At 71.7% G+C, this 19409-nt stretch carries 9 protein-coding genes; 7 read left to right on the top strand and 2 right to left on the bottom strand.

Annotated elements, in window-relative coordinates; genetic code table 11:
* Window positions 1-9 precede the first annotated feature (9 nt).
* Both GVV04_RS24280 and GVV04_RS24285 read left to right on the top strand, forming a co-directional pair.
* On the top strand, window positions 10-1380 hold the full coding sequence (locus GVV04_RS24280) for a sensor histidine kinase (RefSeq protein ID WP_161690793.1): 1371 nt from the start codon (window positions 10-12) through the stop codon (window positions 1378-1380).
* Window positions 1377-2033: a response regulator gene (locus GVV04_RS24285; RefSeq protein ID WP_161690795.1), complete on the top strand. Its 657-nt coding sequence runs from the start codon at window positions 1377-1379 to the stop codon at window positions 2031-2033. Before GVV04_RS24280 ends, GVV04_RS24285 begins: the two co-directional genes overlap by 4 nt.
* Before the next feature lie 61 nt (window positions 2034-2094).
* On the opposite strand, the gene GVV04_RS24290 is transcribed toward GVV04_RS24285, so the two are convergent.
* Window positions 2095-5238, bottom strand: a complete 3144-nt coding sequence (locus tag GVV04_RS24290; RefSeq protein WP_161690797.1) for a GH92 family glycosyl hydrolase — start codon at window positions 5236-5238, stop codon at window positions 2095-2097.
* Between the two features lie 323 nt (window positions 5239-5561).
* On the opposite strand from GVV04_RS24290, the gene GVV04_RS24295 reads away from it, so the two are divergent.
* The 3 genes from GVV04_RS24295 (at window position 5562) to GVV04_RS24305 (ending at window position 10684) form a co-directional block, all read left to right on the top strand.
* Window positions 5562-5981 (top strand): VOC family protein, encoded by a 420-nt coding sequence (locus GVV04_RS24295; RefSeq protein ID WP_161690799.1) that lies wholly within the window; start codon window positions 5562-5564, stop codon window positions 5979-5981.
* A 525-nt stretch (window positions 5982-6506) separates the two neighbouring features.
* Complete coding sequence (locus tag GVV04_RS24300; protein ID WP_161690801.1) at window positions 6507-9623, top strand: non-ribosomal peptide synthetase; 3117 nt, start codon at window positions 6507-6509, stop codon at window positions 9621-9623.
* 2 nt (window positions 9624-9625) lie between these two features.
* Window positions 9626-10684 (top strand): LLM class flavin-dependent oxidoreductase, encoded by a 1059-nt coding sequence (locus GVV04_RS24305; RefSeq protein WP_161691061.1) that lies wholly within the window; start codon window positions 9626-9628, stop codon window positions 10682-10684.
* Here the strand turns inward: GVV04_RS24305 and GVV04_RS24310 are convergent.
* Window positions 10641-11681 (bottom strand): thioesterase domain-containing protein, encoded by a 1041-nt coding sequence (locus GVV04_RS24310; RefSeq protein ID WP_161690803.1) that lies wholly within the window; start codon window positions 11679-11681, stop codon window positions 10641-10643. The two genes, GVV04_RS24305 and GVV04_RS24310, sit on opposite strands and share 44 nt — an antisense overlap.
* A gap of 46 nt (window positions 11682-11727) precedes the next feature.
* Here GVV04_RS24310 and GVV04_RS24315 point away from each other — a divergent pair, with 46 nt between their 5' ends.
* Window positions 11728-17208, top strand: coding sequence for a type I polyketide synthase (locus tag GVV04_RS24315; RefSeq protein ID WP_235966841.1), 5481 nt, complete (start codon window positions 11728-11730; stop codon window positions 17206-17208).
* The gene (locus GVV04_RS24320) at window positions 17195-19378 is read left to right on the top strand and encodes a lantibiotic dehydratase (RefSeq protein ID WP_161690806.1); all 2184 of its coding nucleotides are present in this window, start codon (window positions 17195-17197) and stop codon (window positions 19376-19378) included. Before GVV04_RS24315 ends, GVV04_RS24320 begins: the two co-directional genes overlap by 14 nt.
* Window positions 19379-19409 lie beyond the last annotated feature (31 nt).

Here is a 19409-nt window from a genome sequence, read left to right on the forward strand (position 1 = left end):
CTCATCGCCATGGCAGATCACCCCGGCGTTGGCCGAGCGCCCGCCGACACCCCCGGCTCGCCAAGACTGACCCTGCGGCTGGACGAACGACTCACCAGGCTCGGGGTGACCGGACGGTTCGCGCGGGACTGCCTGCTGGCGGCCGGTGTCACCGTGGCGACGTTCGCGCTGCTGACGATGTTCCTCCGGTTCGCCGCTCCCATCGACGGGCTCACCGTCGACCCGGCGCGGGCCCGGGTGCTCGCCGCCGCCGCCTGCGTGCAGGCGCTGGCGCTGTGCCTGCGTCGGGTACGTCCGCGGCTCTGCCTCGGGCTCGTCGTCGGCCTGCAGGTCGTGATCACCGCGGCGGTCCCGTCCGAGGCGACGGTCCGTGGGGTCGCAACGCTCGTCGTGGCCTACACCGTCGGCACCCTCTTCCCCGCCAGGACGGCGCTGCTGCTGGCCGGCGCGGCCGCGGTGGCCGAGGCGTCGGGGGCGGTCGCGGTCACCGCCGGGGTGGCCCCCGACATCCTCGTCGCGGCGCTCGGCCATCTCGCCTCGGGTGCCCTGTCCTACCTGGGGGCGACCTTCGTCGGCAGCTACGTCGCCACCCACCGGCGTTACCTGGAACTGGTGCGGGAGCGGGCAGACGACGCGATCCGGGCACACCGGGAGAAGGTGCGGGCGGCGATCGGCGCGGAGCGCGCCCGGATGGCCCGGGAGCTGCACGACGTCGCCGCCCACCACCTGTCCGGCATGGTGGTGCAGGCGGCGGCGGTCGAGCGGCTGATCGACCGCGATCCCGCGGCGGCGAAGGCCGGCGTCGCGTGGATCCGCGGGCAGGGCAAGGAGACCCTCGACAACCTGAGACTCGTCGTCGGTGTGCTCCGGGGGCGGTCGGTCGACAGGGACGGCGGAGACGCCGCCGGGCACGACGAGGACAACAACGCCCCGGTGCCGGGACTGGTCAGCCTCGACGACCTCGTGCGCACCGCACGCGACCTCGGCACCTCCGTCGAGTTCGTCGGGGAGGGACCGCCGCGCGAGGTGTCCCCGATCGCCGACGTCGCGCTGTACCGGATGGTGCAGGAGTGCCTGTCCAACGCCCGCCAGCACGCCCCCGGAGCCCCGGTGCGCGTGGAGCTGCGCTTCCTGCCGCGCGAGGTCGCGCTCGGGGTGTCGAACGAACCCGCCACGCGCGCGCCCGAACCCGCGGCGCGGACCAGCGGCGGAGTCGGCCTGGTCGGCATGCGGGAGCGCGCACAGCTGATCGGTGCGCGGTTCGCCGCCGGCCCGACGCCGACCGGCGGGTGGTCTGTCACAGTGACGGTGCCGACGGGACGCGACGACGCGCCCGCCGGTTCGGCGGCGACGGCCACGAAGGGAGAGGACCCGGCATGATCACGGTGATGCTCGTCGACGACCAGGCGGTCGTGCGGGCCGGTTTCCGCGTCATCCTGGAGCAGGCGGGGGACATCGAGGTCGTGGCGGAGGCGTCCAGCGGATCCTCGGCCGTCGAGCTGGCCCGCCGGCTGCACCCGGACGTCATCTGCATGGACGTCCGGATGCCCGGCGGCGACGGGATCGCCGCGACCCGCCAGATCGTCGCCGACGCCGCCGGGGCGCCGCCGGCCGTGCTCGTGGTGACGACCTTCGACCTCGACGAGTACGTCTTCGGCGCGCTCGAGTCCGGGGCGAGCGGATTCATCCTCAAGGACTGCGAGCCCGACGACCTCATCGACGCGGTCCGCCGCCTCGCCAACGGATACGGGCTCGTCGACCAGGCCGTCACCCATCGGGTGATCTCGGAGTTCGCGCGGCGCAGGCCGGCGCCCTCGTCCGACGCGGCGGCGGCACACCAGCTCACCGCGCGGGAGAGGGAGATCGTGGGGCTGCTCGCCCAGGGCCTGTCGAACGTCGAGATCGCCGGTGAGCTGTTCATCGAGACCAGCACGGTCAAGTCCCATCTCGGGCGGGCCATGGCCAAGATCGGCGTACGCGACCGGTTGCAGACGGTGGTCTGGGCGTACCAGAACGGTCTGGTCCCGCGCTGACCGAGATCCGCGCCAACAGCCGACCGTGGCTGGCCGCACGGCGCGGCCAGCCACGGGGGCGTCAGGTTCCGTAGACCTCGACCTCGTACAGTCGGGCGGCGGTGTCGGTGGTCTGGGTGGCGGTGAGAACGTTCAGGCGCACATACCGGCCGTCCGTCGAGACCTGGTGGCTGGTGATGTCGGCCGTGTTGCCCCTGACCTGCGCCACCGTCGTCCAGGTCGCGCCGTCGGCGGACAGTTGCAGGTCGAAGTCCCTGGTGTTCCACGCACGGTTCTCGCCGCCGGCCCCGGCGTGGTGGATGTCGATCGACCCGACCCGGCGGTTCGCGCCCAGGTCGACGCGCAGGGATCTGGTGCCGCCGTTGGCGCACCACTTGTCGGAGCCGCCGCCCGAGGTGCTGCCGTTGACGGCCTTCTCGGCCCCCTCGCTCGCGGCGCACTGGGAGTCCGCGGTGGCCGGCCGGTTCAGTGCGAGATTGGTCTGGTTGTTCGTGCCGTACACCTCGAACTCGTCGATGCGCGCCGCGTTGTTGCCGTTGTTGGTGGGCGTGGTGACGTTCAGCCGGACGAAACGGGCGGGTGCCGCGAGGATCGGGTGGTAGGTCCGGCTCGACCGGTTGCCGGCCACCGAGACGCGCGTCGTCCAGGCGCTGCCGTCGGTGCTGGTCTGGATCGTGAAGTCGCCGGTGTTCCAGCCGGTGGTCTCGCCGCCGAGTCCGGCGTGCTTGACCACGAACGAGCGGACCGTCTGGCTCGATCCCAGGTCGACCTGGAGGAACTTGGTGCCGGCGGCGAGCGAGCACCACTTGCTGGCACCGCCGAGCCGGCTGTCGACGGCTTTGTCGGGGCCCTCGGTGGAGTTGCACCCGGCCGACCCGGTGGCTGGCTTCCCGGCGGCCAGGTTGGGTCCCAACTCGGGGGCGGCGGCCGGTGGGGCGGACCCGTCGGTGAACGACGGCGGCGCGTCGACGGGACTGGTGCCCCACGACGAGGGTGCGGCTCCCATCGCGTACGACAGCGTCGCCCCACCGGCGAGGTCGCCGTACCGCAGCCAGGTGCGCTGCGTCGCCGAGCCGTTCCGGGACAGGCTCTGCACGTACTGGTTGCCCTGCCCGGCGTTGGCGGCGTTGATCTGGAGGTCACCGGTCGGACGGTCGACCAGGATCGACGGGAAGATCGGCCCGTGCAGGGCCAGGGTGTCCGCGCCGGGCGTGGGCGGGTACATGCCGAGCGCGGACCAGACGTACCAGGCCGAGGTCGCGCCGAGGTCGTCGTTGCCGGGCAGCCCGCCGGCGCCGGTGGTGAACGACTCGTTCATGATCCGCCGGACCGCGGTGCTGGTGCCGGCCGGCGCGGCGGCGAAGTGGTAGGCCCACGGCACGCCGTGCTCCGGCTCGTTGCCGATGTAGAAGTACGGCTGCGACTGGCCGCCGTTGGTCTGGGTGAAGTGGTGGTCGAGCCGCTGGATCGCGGTCTGCCGGTCACCCATCAGGTCGATCATGCCGCCGAGGTTGTAGGGGATCATCCAGGTGTACTGCGACGCGTTGCCCTCGACGTAGTTCGACTGGCTGGCCGGGTCGAGCGGCCACGGCCAGGTGCCGTCGGCGTTGCGCGGGTGGACGTACCCCGACTCGGTGTTGAACACGTTGCGCCACCACTGGGCGCGCGCCATGTGGGTGTCGTACGTGGCCGTGTCGCCCAGGGCCCGGGCGAACTGGGCGACCGCGAAGTCGCTCGCCGAGTACTCCAACGAGTCGGAGGGGTCGCCGTCGATGTACTGGCGCTGCACGTAACCGCTCTGCCGCCCCCGGACCGGGCTGCCCTGGGTCGTGCCGCCGGCGGAGCTCTTCTTCATCAGCGCCAGCGCGGCGGCGGTGTCGAAGTCGCGGACGCCGAACTGGTAGAGGCTGCCCACGACGATCGGGCCGGGGTCCCCGGTCATGACGAACGCCTCGCTGGTGTTGTGCGACCACTTGGGCAGCAGGCCGCCCTGCTGCCCGTCGAGCACCATGGACTTGGCGATGTCGGCCGCCTCGTCGGGTGCGAGGAACGCGATCAGCGCCCCCCAGGAACGGTAGATGTCCCAGCCGGAGTAGTTCTGGTAGACGGGGTGGCCGGCGGTGCGGATGACGTTGTCGAATCCGCGGTACTGCCCGTTGACGTCGTTGGACACGTTGGGGTTGATGAAGACGCGGTACAGCGCGGTGTAGAACTTCTGCAGGTCGGCGCCGGAGCCGCCGGTGACCTGCACCCGGTTGAGCATGGCGTTCCACTGGGCGGCGGCCTGGGCGCGCGTCGCGTCGAAGCCGAAGCCGGGTTGTTCGCCGGCGAGATTGGCCTGGGCGCCGGCCTGGCTGACGAACGATATGCCCACCCTGACCTGCACGACGGGGTTGCTGGACGTGTCGAAGGTCAGGTAGCCGCCGGAGTTCGTGCCGCTGGCGCTGGCCGAGCCGGCGTTCACCGTTGCGCCCAACCAGGTGCCGACCCCGGTCGGGGCGCGGTCGAACTCCATCCGGTAGAAGATCTGGTAGGTCTTCGCGGTGCCACAGAAGCCGCCGCCGGTGACGCTGCCCGTCACGGAGGATCCACTGATGGTGATCGAACCGTTCCGGTTGCCGGTGGCGCTGCGACTGGTGTTGACCAACACTCTGGCCGTGGTGGTGGACGGGTACGTCAGGCGGAGGGCGGCCGTGCGCGTGGTCGCCGTGGCCTCCACCCTCGTGTTGCCGTAGTTGCTGAGCACCGCCTGGTAGAAGCCGGGGCTGGCCTGCTCCTGGCTCTTGTCCTGGGTGGCCCGGTAGGACGTCCAGGACGTCCCGGGCGAGGACCCGAGGGCCCCGGTGATCGGCAGGATGCCGAGGTCCTCGTTGTTGGAGCAGCCCGCGCCGTTGAAGTGGGTGAGGCTGAACTCCTCGATCTCGGTGTCGCTGTGGCGGTAGCCGGAGGGCGAGGCCGTCGGTGTGTCAGGGCTGAGCTGCACCATGCCGAAGGGCTGGACCGGGCCGGGGATCGTACTGCCACCGGCGCCGCCGCCCACCGGGTTGGGGGCGTTGCTGTCGTCGGTGCCGATGAACGGATTGACGTACTGCGTGAGGTCGGCCGCCGCGGCCTCGGCGGGCGGGACGACGGCTACGAGCACGGACGCGGCGGTGATGGCGGCGGCCAGCAGGCCGAGCAGACGGGACGGGCCTGGTCGGTGCATGCTCCGGGTCCTCCTCGGGCGTGGGGTGGCGCCTTCCGGTGACACCTTACTATTTACAACTATCAATGAATTGTTCTAAGCCCTGAACTCCCCGGTGTCAACGGGCCCGCGGTCGTCGAGTCGGACCCGCGGGACCGGCGCGCAGGCCCCGCCGGGCCCTGCGAGGTCACGCCGACAGGCCTGCGCCGCACGGCGGCCACCAGCCACGTGTCCGGCTCAGGACGGGGCTCCCGCGTCCGACCCGGCCCGCCGGAGCGCTCTCCCGCGTCCGTATCATCCGCTTACTGTTCTGCGGGAGCCAAGGGTTACGAAAGGCGTGAGACGTGGCGGTAGCAGGGTTCTCAGGGATCCACCACATCGCACTGAACGTGCGCGACCTCGACGCCTCGGTTCGTTGGTACAGCGCCACCCTGGACTTCTCGCCGCTGTTTCGGTGGGACACCGACAGCTTCGACCGGCAGCTGATGCGCCACCCGAGCGGTGTCGTCATCGGGTTGACGACGCACAAGCACGCGGATGCCGGCGCGGAATTCAGTGAACGTCGGACGGGGCTCGACCACCTGGCGTTCGCGGTGCGGACGCGGGCCGAGCTGGAGGCATGGGCCTCCCGGCTGACCGAAGCCGGCGTCGCGCACTCCGGGATCACGGTTACGCCACCGATGGGCTTCACGCTGATCGCGTTCCGGGACCCGGACAACATCCAGCTCGAGATGTACCTCGCGGAGGACGCCCCGGATCGCTGAGCGGCGGCGGCCTCGTCGCGCGATGGTCGGTTGCGTTCGGCCTGACGGCGAAGTGTGGGTCGTCTGACGCTGAGTGACCTTATTGGCCCGCAGGGCTCCGTGTTGCCCGAGTCTGCGTCGGTTCCGCCAGCCATTCGACAGCGCCGCCGCCTCGGCGGCCCAGGCCGCGGTTCGAGGGCCGGCGGAGCGGCGCGGTGAAGGGGGGCCGCATCCGCGTGTGCCCACGCTTGATGCCATGTGACGTGCGCCGCTAGCCTGTCGAGGATCATTCGTCGCGGGCGGCCCAGAGTCGCGCCTCAGGGGGTTCATGTGCCGGAAGCCGCATTGCTCCACATGGTCCGGGCGGCGGCCTCTGACGGTGTGCGAGTGCGTCTCGGGACGATCTCCGATCCGGACGGTCGAGTCACTGACTGTCACCGGCAGAGGCGGATCGGGCGCTGCGTCAGCCGTTCCGCTCGCGCTCGGCGGACCGCATCAGACGACCGCCATGACGTCCTCGACGCCGATCGGGTGAGGTGAACCGTGTTGTCCGCGAAGGAAAACGCGCTGTGGACGCTGGAGCGGTTGCTGCCGGAGACCGGCGTGAACAACGTGCCGCTGGCGCTGGTGACGACGCAACGGCTGGACACCGCAGCGGTACAGGCCACGTTGGATCAGTTGGCGCGGCGGCATCGGGCGCTGCGGACCCGGTTCGTCGAGGTGGACGGGCTGCCGGCGCGGGTGGTGGCGGAGTCCGTCACGGTGCCGCTCGAGGTGGCGGAGGCGGTGGCCGACGACGCCGGCCAGGTGTGCCGGACCGTCCTGGGGCGGCCGTTCGACCTCGCCGGCGACATCCCGGTCCGCGCGGTCCTGGTGCGAAGCCCGGACCGGCACCACCTCTGCCTGTGCCTGCACCATCTCGCGGTTGACGCGGTGTCGGGCGCGGTGCTGATCGAGGAGTTCGCGGCGCTGTATCCGGCGATGCTCGCCGACGGCCGGCCGCCGGCGGCGCTCGCCGGGCCCGGACCGGCCCCGGAGCCCGCCGAGCCGACGGCGGCGGCGCTCGCCTTCTGGCAGCGGCACCTTGCGGACCTGCCGGGCGTCCCGGCGGCGCTGGATTTCGGCCGGCCGGACCCGGCGACGCCGACGTTCGCCGGTGGCGCCGTCACCCGGCGACTCTCCACGGCGGCGATCGACGGTATGCGAGACCTGCGGCGGGCGTGCCGCGCGACCGACAACATCGTGTTGTTGACGCTGTACTACGTGCTCCTGATGCGGCATGGCGCGGGCCGGGACGTGGTCGTGGGGGTCCCGGTCGATCTGCGGGACGGCGCGGCCCGTCGGGCCGTCGGCTACCACATGAACACGCTGCCGCTGCGGCTGGCGGTGGCACCGGAACGCACGTTCCATGAGTTGGTGCGGGAGGTCCGCCGGTTGTTCGTCACCGCGATGGACCACGCCGATGTCTCCTACGAGGCACTGGAGACGTCGCACACGCGCAACGACGCCGCGTGGTGGGTGCCGCCGTTCCGTCACATGTTCAACCACCGGCCGCCCCCGGAGCCGATAACCGGCGGCCGGGACGAGCTGGCGGCGGAGATGTGGGAGATCGACAGCGACCACAGCAGGGTCGACCTCGAACTGGTGGTGATGCGCGAGGGTGACGGCGTCACGCTGAAGGCGGTCTACGGTTCGGACGTCCACGACGCGGACGACATCGCCGCGCTGCTGGCGCGGTACGAGGCCGTGTTGGAACGCCTGCCGGCCCAGGTCGACCGGCCGATCGGTGGGCTCGACGTCTGGAGCGCCGCGGATCGGGCGGTGGTCGACGACGCCAACGCGACGGTGGTCGACGACGCCAACGCGACGACGGTTGACGACCCGCCGAGGACGGTGGCGGAGGAAATCGCCGCGCGGGCGGCGGCCCAGCCGGAATCGGTGGCGATGATCGATCGCGACGGCGTGACGTGGACGTACCGCGACGTGGCGGTGCGGACGGCGGGTGTCGCCGCGCTGCTGGCGCGGGCCGGGGTGGGCCGGGGCACGATCGTCGGCCTCTACGCCGAACGGGGCTTCGCGTGCGCGGTGGCCGCGTTGGGCATCTGGCAGGCGGGGGCGGCGTACCTGCCGCTCGATCCGGACCAGCCGGCCGCGCGACTCGCGTACGAGCTCACGGATGCCGAGGTCGACGTGCTGCTGGCGGACCGGGAGCCGCCGGCGGGCGTGGTTCCCGCCGGCTGCCGGGTGATCGAGCTCGGCACGGCTGATCCGGACGAGCGCGCCGGGCCGGCGCCGGCACCGGCCGATGTGGACGAGCGCGGCGGGCGGGCGCCGGGACCGACCGATCCGGCGTACGTCATCTACACCTCCGGCTCGACCGGGTTGCCGAAGGGCGTCGTGATCAGCCACGCCAACCTGGCGAACGTGGTGCGGCACTTCATCGCCGACATCGGCGTGACCAGCCAGGACGCCCTGCTGTGGCTGACGACCTACGCGTTCGACATCTCCGCCCTCGAGGTGTTCCTGCCGCTGGTCGCCGGCGCGCGGGTGGTCGTCGCCGACGACGCCGCCCGCAGCGACGGCGCGGTCCTGCTCGACCTGGTGCAGCGCTACGACGTGTCGGTGTTGCAGGCGACGCCGACGACGTGGCGGCTGGTCGTCCAGGACGCGAAGGGCCGGCTGCGGGGTCGGCGGGTGCTCTGCGGCGGTGAGCCGCTGCCGGCGCATCTGGCGCGGGCGCTGCTCGCGACCGGCTGCACGCTGTGGAACGTGTACGGGCCGACCGAGACGACGATCTGGTCCACCAGCACACTGGTCACCGACGTCGACGGGGGCGTGACGGTGGGGCGGCCGATCGCGAACACCACCGTGATCGTCGCCGACGGGGATGGCCGACCGCAGCCGCCCGGTATGCCGGGCGAGGTGTGCATCGGCGGCGACGGCGTCGCCATCGGCTACCTGCGTCGCCCCGAGTTGACGGCGCAGCGGTTCGGTGAGCTCGGTGGTGCGGGCCGTTTCTACCGTACCGGTGATGTGGGCCGCTGGCGTCACGACGGCACGCTCGAACTGCGCGGCCGCACCGACCGCCAGGTCAAGCTGCGGGGCCACCGGATCGAGCTCGGCGAGGTGGAGGCGGTGCTGGAGCAGCATCCGCGGGTGAGCGCCGCCGCGGTGGTGCTGGCCGGCGATCCGAGCGCCGACGGCGCCCTGGTGGCCTTCGTGCGCGGTGCCGACGCGGACATCGCCGACGACGTGTGGCGTTTCGCGAAGGACCAGCTCGCGTCGTACGCGGTCCCCACCGATGTGGCGGTGCTGGAAGCGATGCCGACGACCGGCAACGACAAGGTGGACTATCCGACGCTGACCGCGATGGCCGAACAGCGGGCAGCGGCCCGGAGGACCAATTCGGCTGAGGGCGCTCCGGTGGTCGACGGCCTGGTCGGTGAGTTCGTGGCGTTGTGGCGGAGCATTCTCAGGGCACCGCAGCTGCACGAGCAGTCGAATTTCTTCCGCAGCGGCGGTCATTCGCTGCTCGCCGCGAAACTGGCGCAACAGGTCACCAGGTCGACCGGGGTGAATGTGCCGTTGGCGGCGGTCTTCTCGGCGCCGACACCGCAGGCGCTGGCCGGGTTCGTGCTGAACCAGCAATCGGATGGGGCATGACGATGAGGCTCGGACTCAGTCTCGGTATGTTGCACGACCGGACCAGTCTCGACGATCTGTTGGCGTTGGCGCAGGCGGCGGACCAGTTGGGGTACGACGCGCTGTGGATCGCCGAGGCGTACAGCAGCGACGTGCCGACGCTGCTGGGCTGGCTGGCCCCGCAGACCGAGCGGATCGACCTGGGTGCCGCGGTCATGCAGATTCCGGCGCGGGCGCCGACGATGACGGCGATGACCGCGGCGACGCTCGACCTGGCCAGCGGCGGCCGGTTCCGACTGGGGTTGGGGATCTCCGGCCCGGTGGTGTCCGAGGGCTGGTACGGGGTGCCCTTCGGACAGCCGTTGACCCGCACCCGGGAGTACGTGGCCGTGGTTCGCGCGGCGCTGACCCGCAGGCCGGTCCGGTTCGCCGGGCGGCACACGACGTTGCCGCTGCCCGGGGCGCCGGGCGAGCCGCAACGGTTGACGATGCGCCCCCTGCGAAGTGACCTGCCGATCTACCTGGCGGCGTTGGGGCCGAAGAATCTGGAACTGGCCGGGGAGATCGCCGACGGATCGCTGTCGCTCTTCCTGCCGCCGGAGGGCGTCGCGGAGACGCTGGCGCATATCGCGACGGGCCGGGAGCGGGCGTCGGGCGACAGGTCCGAATTCGATCTGGTCGCCACGTTGCCAATGGCCGTCGGTGATGACCTGGAGGCGTGCGCGAACAGGGTGAGGCCGTATGCCGCCCAATTCCTGGGCGTGGGTGGAAACGCCCGCAACTTCTACGTCGAACAGGCCGAGAGGCTCGGTTACGGAGACGCGGCGCACAGGGTGCGGAAACTGTTCCAGGAAGGCGATCCGGACGCCCTCGCGGCGGTACCGTTCGAATTCCTCGACCGCACGTGCCTAATTGGCCCCGCCGAGCGGATCGAGGCCAGGGTTCGGGCGTATGCCGCAGCCGGTCTCGGCACGCTGTCGGTCGCGCCACGCGGCGCCACGATGGGCGAGCGAATCGCCGGTCTGCGGGAGATGGCGGCTATCTGGCGGCGTTGTGGTTTTCCGCTGCGGCGTACTGGATGAGCCAGTCACGGAATTCGGCGGTCGCGAATATCTCCGTGTGTGAGGAGCTGTACCGGATGTCGACGCCGCCGTCGAACATGGTGGCGAGGTGTGCCATGACCTTGTCCTTGCTCTCGGCGATCGAGGTCAGGTAGGAGTCGGTGAACCAGGCGGTCGCCGTGGTGGCGACCGGGGCGAGCGTGCTGCCACCGGTGAGGCCGATCAGGTCGGCGACGACTCCGAGCCCGCGGTAGAGGACGCGCTCCATCGGGTCCTGGTGGGGGCGGGGATCGTCCATGCGTTCCAGCACCTGGGCGAGCGGCGTGTCGGCCGCGGGTTTGCGCAGCAGGCGGGCGGCCGGTTCGGGACGGCGCTTGAGCTGGTGCAGCCGGAACATGACGGCATCGCGTCTCGACGCGGCGAGGTGCCGCAGGTCCGGGTCGATGAAGAACATCCGCTCGACCGTCTCACCCTGGCCTTCCAGCAGGTTCGCCATCGCGACGGCGACGACGGCGCCGGCGCAGTATCCGGCGAGCCGGTAGGGACCCGCCGGCTGGGCGGCGCGGAGCTGGGCGCTGTACCGGGCGGCGAGCTCCTCGATCGACGCGGGCGTGGGCTCGTCGTACCACCCGGGGGCGCGCAGACCGATCAGGGGGGTCGGCAACCCGATCCCGTCGAGGTGTTTGAGGAACCAGTTCACCTCGCCGTCGGCACCGTGCACCAGCCACGTCGCGGTACCGCTTCCCCCCGGGAGGCGCAATTGCGGGCCGGGTCGGTTGATCGGCTGGTCGGCGATGAACTGACCGAGCTGTGCCGGGGTAAACACGCTGAGTGCCGCCTGATCGAGGCGGAGGTGAAAAATCTCGAACAGGTCGCGGCCGATGCGTTCCCATTCCGCGTCGATGATGCCTAACTCACCGAGAGTGACATGTATCGGCGGCAGCTGTAACAATCCCATCGCCTCGGCGACGACCATTTGGCTGCCGACTGTCGCGTAATCGGCAAATTCGCTACTCAAGCGGCTCAGGGAGTCTTGTGGCACGCGTCAGTGTAGCTGGGAACCGATGGGGAGTCGTGGCGCAGTGGCCGTTGACACGCCCTGGACACGCGGCTATCGTCCCGGAGGCTGGTTGGCCCAAAAGTATTGTAAGGGAGTGTTGGTGACAGACACTCACGGCGCATCCGACAACGCCATTGCTATTGTCGGAGTGGCGGCACGGTTACCGGGCGCACGCAATGTCCGTGAGTTTTGGCGCAACCTCCAAGCCGGCGTGGAGTCTGTCGAGCGGCTCGACCCCGAGGTGGCGCGCGCGCGGCAACTGCCGTCCGAAGCGGCAGACGCACCGGGCTTCCAGCCGGTGACGAGTACCGCCGCCGATCTCGACCTGTTCGATCCTGAGTTCTTCGGATTCACGCAACGTGAGGCCGAGCTTTGCGATCCGCAGTTCCGGCTGTTCCTTGAGCTTTCCTACACCGCGCTCACCGACGCCGGCTACGACCCGCGCGGGATCGGGCAGCGGGTGGGCGTCTTCGGGGGCGCGACCACGAACCGGTACCGGATCGACTACCTCGAACGCAACCGCGCCGTCAGCCGCGCCGCCGGCCTGACCAGCATGAGCACCGGCAACAACCCGGACTACATCGCCCCGCTGGTGTCGTACCGCCTCGGGTTCATGGGGCCGAGCGTGTCCGTCTACACCGCGTGCTCGACGTCCCTGGTCGCGGTGCACCAGGCGATGCAGGCGCTGCGTCGCGGCGAGTGCGATGTCGCGATCGCCGGCGGCGTGCAGGTCGACCTGCCGTTGGGCGGCGGCTACCCGTACCTGGAGGGTGGGATCCTGTCGCGCGACGGGCACGTCCGCCCGTTCGCCGCCGATGCCACCGGCACGATCTTCGCCGACGGCGGCGCGCTGGTGGTGCTCAAGCCGCTGGCTGCGGCAACGGCGGCCGGCGACCAGGTGTACGCGGTGATCAAGGGCTCCGCGGTCAACAACGACGGCAACCGGCGGGCCGGGTTCACCGCGCCCGGTGTGGACGGCCAGCTGGAACTGGTCCGGGCGGCGTTGGACGACGCTCGGGTGCATCCCGAGGCGATCGGGATGGTCGAGGCGCACGGCACCGGCACGGTCGTCGGTGACCCGATCGAGGTGGCGGCGCTGAGCGCCGCATACCGGGAGCGCACCGAACGTCGCCAGTACTGCTGGCTCGGCTCGGCGAAGGGCAACCTCGGGCACCTCGGCCCGGCGGCCGGCACGGTCGGCCTGCTCAAGGCGATCCTCGCGGTCCGCCACGGTGTCATCACGCCGACCATCAACTGCGCCGAGCCGAACCCGGCGCTGGACCTCGCGAACTCCCCGTTCCGGCTGGCCACGGAGGTCCAGCACTGGTCCAACCCCGAGTGGCGCGACCAGGACGCGCCGCGGATCGCCGCAGTGAGTTCGTTCGGCATCGGCGGCACCAACGCCCACGTCATCGTCGAGCAGCCGCCGGCGCCGCCGGAGCCACCGGCTCGGGCGGCGGGGACACCTCACCTGTGGCCGGTGTCGGCCCGTTCCGCCGACGCCCTCGGGGCCAGCTGCGCGGCGTTGGCCGAGCACCTCGGCGACGCCGGGCACGACCCGGCCGACGTGGCGTTCACGTTGCAGGAAGGGCGGGCCGGGTTCGCGCACCGCCGGCTGGTGGTGGCCGGCGACCCGCAGGCGGCGACCGCTGAGCTGGGCGGCGAGCCGACGGTACGCACGATCGCAGGGGTCTCGGGGTCGCCGCTGGTGACGTTCCTGTTCCCCGGCCAGGGCGCGCAGTTCCCGGGCTCCGGGCGCGAGCTGTACCGGACCTGGCCGGTCTACCGGGACGCCGTCGACACCTGCGCCGACCAGCTCACGCCGCTGCTCGGGTTCGATCTGCGGGAGCTGCTGAACGCCGAGGTCACCGACGAGCAGGCTGCGGCGAAGCTCAACGAGACCGCCGTGACCCAGCCCGCGTTGTTCACCGTGGAATGGGCCATGGCGCAGCTCCTGCGCTCGTTCGGCATCGAACCGGTGGCGCTGCTGGGCCACAGCATCGGGGAGATCGTGGCGGCGACGGTCGCCGGCGTGTTCGCGCTGCCGGACGCGTTGCGGCTGGTCGCGCGGCGGGGCCAGCTGATGCAGGCGCTGCCGCCGGGCGGCATGTTGTCGTTGTCGCTGGGCGCGGAAGCGGTCCGGGCGATGCTGCCGAGCGAGCTGGACATCGCCGCCAGCAACTCGCCGTCGTCGTGCGTCGTGTCCGGTGAGCTGGCCGCGGTCGAGCTGTTCGCGCAGGAGTTGGCCGACATCGGGCTGTCCGGCTCCCTGCTGCGCACGTCGCACGCGTTCCACTCGCGGATGATGGCACCGATCTGCGACGACCTGGCGGCGCTGGTGGACAGCTTCCCCCGGCAGGCGCCGCGGCTGCGGTACCTGTCGAACGTCACGGGCGACTGGATCACCGACGAGCAGGCGACGAGCGCCGCGTACTGGGCGACCCACGTACGACAGGAAGTGCGGCTGGAGGACTGCCTGGCGCGGCTCGACGACCTCGACGACGCGGTGCACGTCCAGGTCGGGCCGGGGCAGTCGATGTGCGTCTTCGCCCGCCAGTACGCCGCCAGCCAGGGCCGGTCGGCGAGCGCGCTGACCACGATGGCGCTGCCGAACGACACCACCGCCACCGACGTGACGGTGCTGGCGGCGACGGTGGGCCGGCTGTGGGTGTCCGGCGTCGACCTGGACTTCTCGGCGATCCGGACCGACAGCGGGCGGCGGGTGAGCCTGCCCGGGTACCCCTACGAGCGGCGCCGCTGCTGGGTGGACCCGGATCCGGTGCGTCCGGGGGTGTTCGACGACGACGTCGAGGTGCCCGACGACCCGTTGCTCACACCGTTGTACCTGCCGGCGTGGCGGTCGCAGCCGGTGCCGCGCCGGGGCGGGAGCCTGCTCGGCGAGACGTGGCTGGTCCTCGCGGGCGACGACCCGGTGGGCGCGGAGATCATCGCGGAGGCCCGGCGGCGGGACGTGTTCGTGCTGCCCGCGTACGCCGGCCCGGGGTTCGTGTCGGCACCGGACGGCTACGAGTTCGACCCGGACGACAGCCACGACGTGGAACTGCTGGTGGAGGCGGTGTACCAGGCGGGTCTGCTGCCGGACCGCATCGTCTACGCGGTGTTCGACGGCGGCCCGGCCGCCGATCCGGAACTGGTCGCGATGCGGGGCTACCACCGGATGGCGGCGCTGGCCAAGGCGATGCTGCGGACCTTCCGGGCCGAGGTGGAACTGGTGGCGGTCACCGACCGGGTGTGGTCGGTCAACGGCGAGCCGGCGCGGCCCGAGGGCGCCACCGTCGCCGGTCCGCTGCGGACCCTGCCGCGCGAACTGAGCACGGTACGGGTGCGGCAGGTCGACGCGGCGCTGACCGCTGCGGCGGTCGCGGTGACCGTGGTCGGTGAGATCGGTGCCGGCGGCGACGCGGAACTGGTGGCGCTGCGGGGGCATCGTCGCTGGGTGCACCACCACGCGTCGATCCCGAACGAACCGGTGAGCGTGCCGCGGCCGGGTGACGGCAGCGGCGTCCTGCTCGTCACCGGTGGGCTCGGCGGCCTCGGCCTGGCGATCGCGCAGGACCTGGCGGAGCGGCAATCGACCGATTTCGTGCTGGTCAGCCGGGGTGGACTACCGGACCGGGAGCGCTGGGACGACCCGGGTACGCCGCACGGAATGCGGGACCAGATCGCGGCGGTCAGGCGGATCGAGGCGAGCGGTGCCCGGGTGCTGGTGCTGCGCGCCGACGTGACCGACGCCGACGCGATGGCGTCGGTGGTGCAACGGAGCCAGGCCGAGCTGGGCCCGATCACCGGGATCATCCACGCTGCCGGTATCGCCGGGGGACAACTGCTGGCGCTGCACGACGCGGAGACGGCCGATCGGGTGCTGGCGCCGAAGGTGCGTGGCACGCTCGTGCTCGACGCGCTCGTGCGCGCCGGCCGGCTGCCCGAGCTGGACTTCATTGCGCTCTTCTCGTCGATCGTCGCCGTCTCGGCCGACTACGGGCACAGCGACTATGCGGCGGCGAACACGTTTCTCGACGCCTACGCCACGTCGCACGCGGACGGCTCGCCGTACGTGGTGGCGATCAACTGGTGGGGCTGGCAGGAGGTCGGCATGGTGTCGACCGACCGCGCCGGGGAGGGCTTCCGCACCCTGCGACGGCTGCGGGGCGGCTCGGCGGTGACGGCGCTCGACCACCCGCTGGTGCACCGCGCGTCGCCCGACGGGGACGGCTGGACCTTCGAGGTCGACCTGGACGTGGACAGCCACTGGGTGTTGACCGATCACCGGATCGGCGGCGTCGGTGTGCTGCCCGGCACGAGCCTGCTGGAAATGGTCCACGCGGCTGCCCGGCACGTGTGGGGTGAGGTGCCGGTACGGATCGAGGACGTCGTCTTCATCGACCCGGTGCGGGTCACGGCGGCGGCGACCGGAACGATCACGCTGTCGCCGGCGCACGCGGGCGGCTTCGAGTTCGCCATCAGCTTTTCCCTCGCGGGCCAGCCGGCCACGGTGCACTGTCGCGGCAAGGTCCGTGCCGTACCGGCCTGCACCGCCGAGCGCGTCGACATCGCGGAGTTCCGGGAGGAACTGGTCGAGGCGGACGCGACCCAGCCGTACTCGGGGCTCGTCGCGTTCGGGCCGCGCTTCCAGGCGGTCAGCCGGTACTGGGCGAAGGACAACCGGGGCCTGGTCGAGCTGGAGCTGCCGGCGGCGGGGCGCGACGACGCGGACCGGTACGCGCTGCATCCGGCGTTGCTGGACCGGGCGGTCTACGGGTTGTCCGGCGTCGAGGGTCGCCGCTACCTGCCGTTCCTGTACCGGTCGGTGGAGGTGCACCGCCGTATTCCGGAACGATGCTGGGTGGTGCAGACCTATCACAGCGACCCGACGCGACCGGAGTTCATGGAGATCGACGAGGTCGTCGTCGACGCCGACGGCACGGTCTGCGTGACCGTCAAGGGATACTCGCTGCGCAGCGTGGACGAGGCGGCGACGGTCACGGCCGAGGGGCCGGGGGGCGGTCCGACCGTTCGCGGCACCGGGATGCTGACCAACGCCGAGGGCGGCGAACTGTTCCGGCGGATCATGCGGCTGCGACCGGGGCCGCAGGTCATCACGTCGATCGGATCGCTGCCGGAGCGGTTGGCGATCGCCCGGACCTTCAACCAGCAGGCGGTCGAGGCGGCGGAGACGGTCACCGAGCCGGTGCGCACGATCGGCACGACGTTCGTGGCGCCGCAGACACCGGTGCAGCGGGAGCTGGCGCGGCTGTGGTGTGAGTCGCTCGGGCTGACCAAGGTCGGCATCGACGACGACTTCTTCCTGCTCGGCGGCTCGTCGCTGACGGTGGTGCAGCTGGCGTCGCGGATCCGGGAACGGCTGACGGTGGAGCTGTCCGCCGCGGACATGTTCGAGTACCCGACCATCCGCAAACTGGCGGGCCTGCTGGATTCCGACCGGACCGCCAATGCCATCGGCTGAGTACGAGTTCGGCCACGGACAACGGTGGCGGGTGTGGCCGACCCTCGTGGCCCGTACCGCCGGAATGCCGTTCGACTGGCTGGAGATCGAGGCGACCGGCGACTTCGACGTCGACGAGAAGGCGGCGCGGCAGGCGCTGGCTGCCGCCGACGAGCAGCCACGGCTGCGGGAGGCGCTGCTGTGGCAGAATCCCGCGATCTACCGCCGCCGGTACCGTGGCCGCGAGAGGGCGGGAAAGCCGAGCGAACAACGCAAACGGGACCGGGCGTTGTGGGCCTACGCCTCCCGGTACTGCGCCAAGAACGACATGATCGGCTTCTTCGGACCGGTCGTCTGGGGGGCGTGGACCGACGGGCCCACCGACGTCAGCGAAGCGGGCCGGCCACCACGGCAACGGGGCACGTTCTTCGAGTCGTGGGCGATCCGCGCCATCGCCGACGCCCTGCACGAACGGCACGACCTGAGCCGCTGGACCGTACCGCGACGGGCTCCGGTGACCCACCTGGAGGGCGAGACGCTGATGCTCGCCGACGGCACCGAACTGCGGCTGTCGGCGCTGCGCGGCCGGGTGCTGGCACTGTGCGACGGCCGCCGCACCGTCGACGACATCGTGGCGGAGATCGCCGACACCGACCGCGACACGGTGCTCGCCGAGATCGCCCGACTGCGGACGATGCGGCTGTTGACCAGCGGTTTCGCGGTGCTCCGAAGCGTGAAACCGGAGCGCGCGCTGCGGGGCCAGTTGCTGCGGGTCACCGACCCGGCCCGACGCACGGCGGCGCTGACCGACCTCGACCGCGTCGTCGAGGCGCGGGACCGGGTGGCGGCGGTACGCGAGGACCCGCCAGCGCTCGACACCGCACTGACCGACCTCGACACCCGGTTCGTCGAGCTGACCAGCGGCAACGCGTACCACCGGGCCGGCGACTTCTATGCCGGGCGCACCGTGCTGTTCCAGGACTGCCTCGGCGACCTCGACGTCTCGCTGAGCACGCGGCTGCTCGCCGATGTCGGACCGGCCCTGGATCTCGTGCTCGCCGGGGCCGCGTGGTACTGCCGCCGCACCGCGGCCGAGTACGAGGCGTGGCTCTCGCCGCAGGTGGACCCGGTGGCCGGGGTGCCGCTGCTGACCGTCATGGACATGGTCGGCAGGTCGGCCACGTACGGCGAGTCGTCGCCGCCCGCGGAGGCGGCCGCCGCGGAGCTGCGGCACCGCTGGGAGAGCCTGCTGGTGCCCGATCCCGACGCCAGGGCGGTGCAGCTGACCAGCGAGGGCCTGCGGGCCGGGGTCGAGGCGTCGTTCCCGGCGGGCCCGCCGCTGTGGGCGCAGGCCCGCTGGCACAGCCCCGACCTGATGTTCGCGGCCACGGACCTGGAGCAGGTACGCGCCGGCGGGGCGTTGACGGTGCTGGGCGAGGTGCATCCGGCGATGCAGACCATGGACGTGCTGTCGGCGTACGAGTTCCATCCGGATCGCCCGGCGCTGCACGCGCTGATCGACGAGGCGATGGGCGACGACCGGGTCATGCCGCTCTACCAGCTCGGCTCGGGCGTGCTCAACTCCCGCACGGTGCCGCCGGACACGTACCTGTCGGCGCGGTACCGCTACCTCGGACTCACCGCGGAGGCGCCGTACGGGCCGGCGGACAGGCTGCTGCCCGCCTCCCGGCTGCGGCTGCGGCGCGGCGACGCGGGACTCGTGGTGACCGACGCGCGGGGCGACTTCGAGGCGCCGGCGGTCCAGGTGCTGGGCGACTTCCTGTCCCACGCGGCGGCGCAGCGGTTCGGGATGTTGCCGACCCGCCCCCACCAGCCCCGGGTGACGGTCGACAACCTGGTCGTGGCGCGGGAGTCGTGGACGGTCCCGCCGGGGCGCCTGGACGGCACGGCTCAGGTGTTGCATGCCGCGGCCGGTCGTCTGCGCGACGAGCTCGGCCTGCCCCGGCACGTCTTCGCCACCATCGCCGGAGAACGCAAGCCGTTCCATGTCGACCTGTCGAACCCGATGTCACTGGCGGTGCTCAGCCACCGACTGCGACGGCGGGGCAACGCCCAGCTCCGGTTCAGCGAGATGCTGCCAGGGCCGGAACAGCTGTGGCTCAGGGACGCCCACGGCCAGCGGTACACCGGGGAGTTCAGGTTCGTCTGCGTGGATCGGTACGGCCGATGAGCGTGGACCTGGCGCCGACGCCGCCGGCCGC

Source organism: Micromonospora rubida, assembly GCF_009908295.1.
GTDB lineage: Bacteria > Actinomycetota > Actinomycetes > Mycobacteriales > Micromonosporaceae > Micromonospora > Micromonospora rubida.

Excerpts from the sequence above, each read along its gene's own strand:
- GVV04_RS24280 (WP_161690793.1), top strand. The coding sequence starts at position 10 with ATGGCAGATCACCCCGGCGTTGGCCGAGCGCCCGCCGACACCCCCGGC.
- GVV04_RS24320 (WP_161690806.1), top strand. The coding sequence starts at position 17,195 with ATGCCATCGGCTGAGTACGAGTTCGGCCACGGACAACGGTGGCGGGTG.
- GVV04_RS24290 (WP_161690797.1), bottom strand. The coding sequence starts at position 5,238 with ATGCACCGACCAGGCCCGTCCCGTCTGCTCGGCCTGCTGGCCGCCGCC.
- GVV04_RS24305 (WP_161691061.1), top strand. The coding sequence starts at position 9,626 with ATGAGGCTCGGACTCAGTCTCGGTATGTTGCACGACCGGACCAGTCTC.
- GVV04_RS24315 (WP_235966841.1), top strand. The coding sequence starts at position 11,728 with ATGGGGAGTCGTGGCGCAGTGGCCGTTGACACGCCCTGGACACGCGGC.
- GVV04_RS24285 (WP_161690795.1), top strand. The coding sequence starts at position 1,377 with ATGATCACGGTGATGCTCGTCGACGACCAGGCGGTCGTGCGGGCCGGT.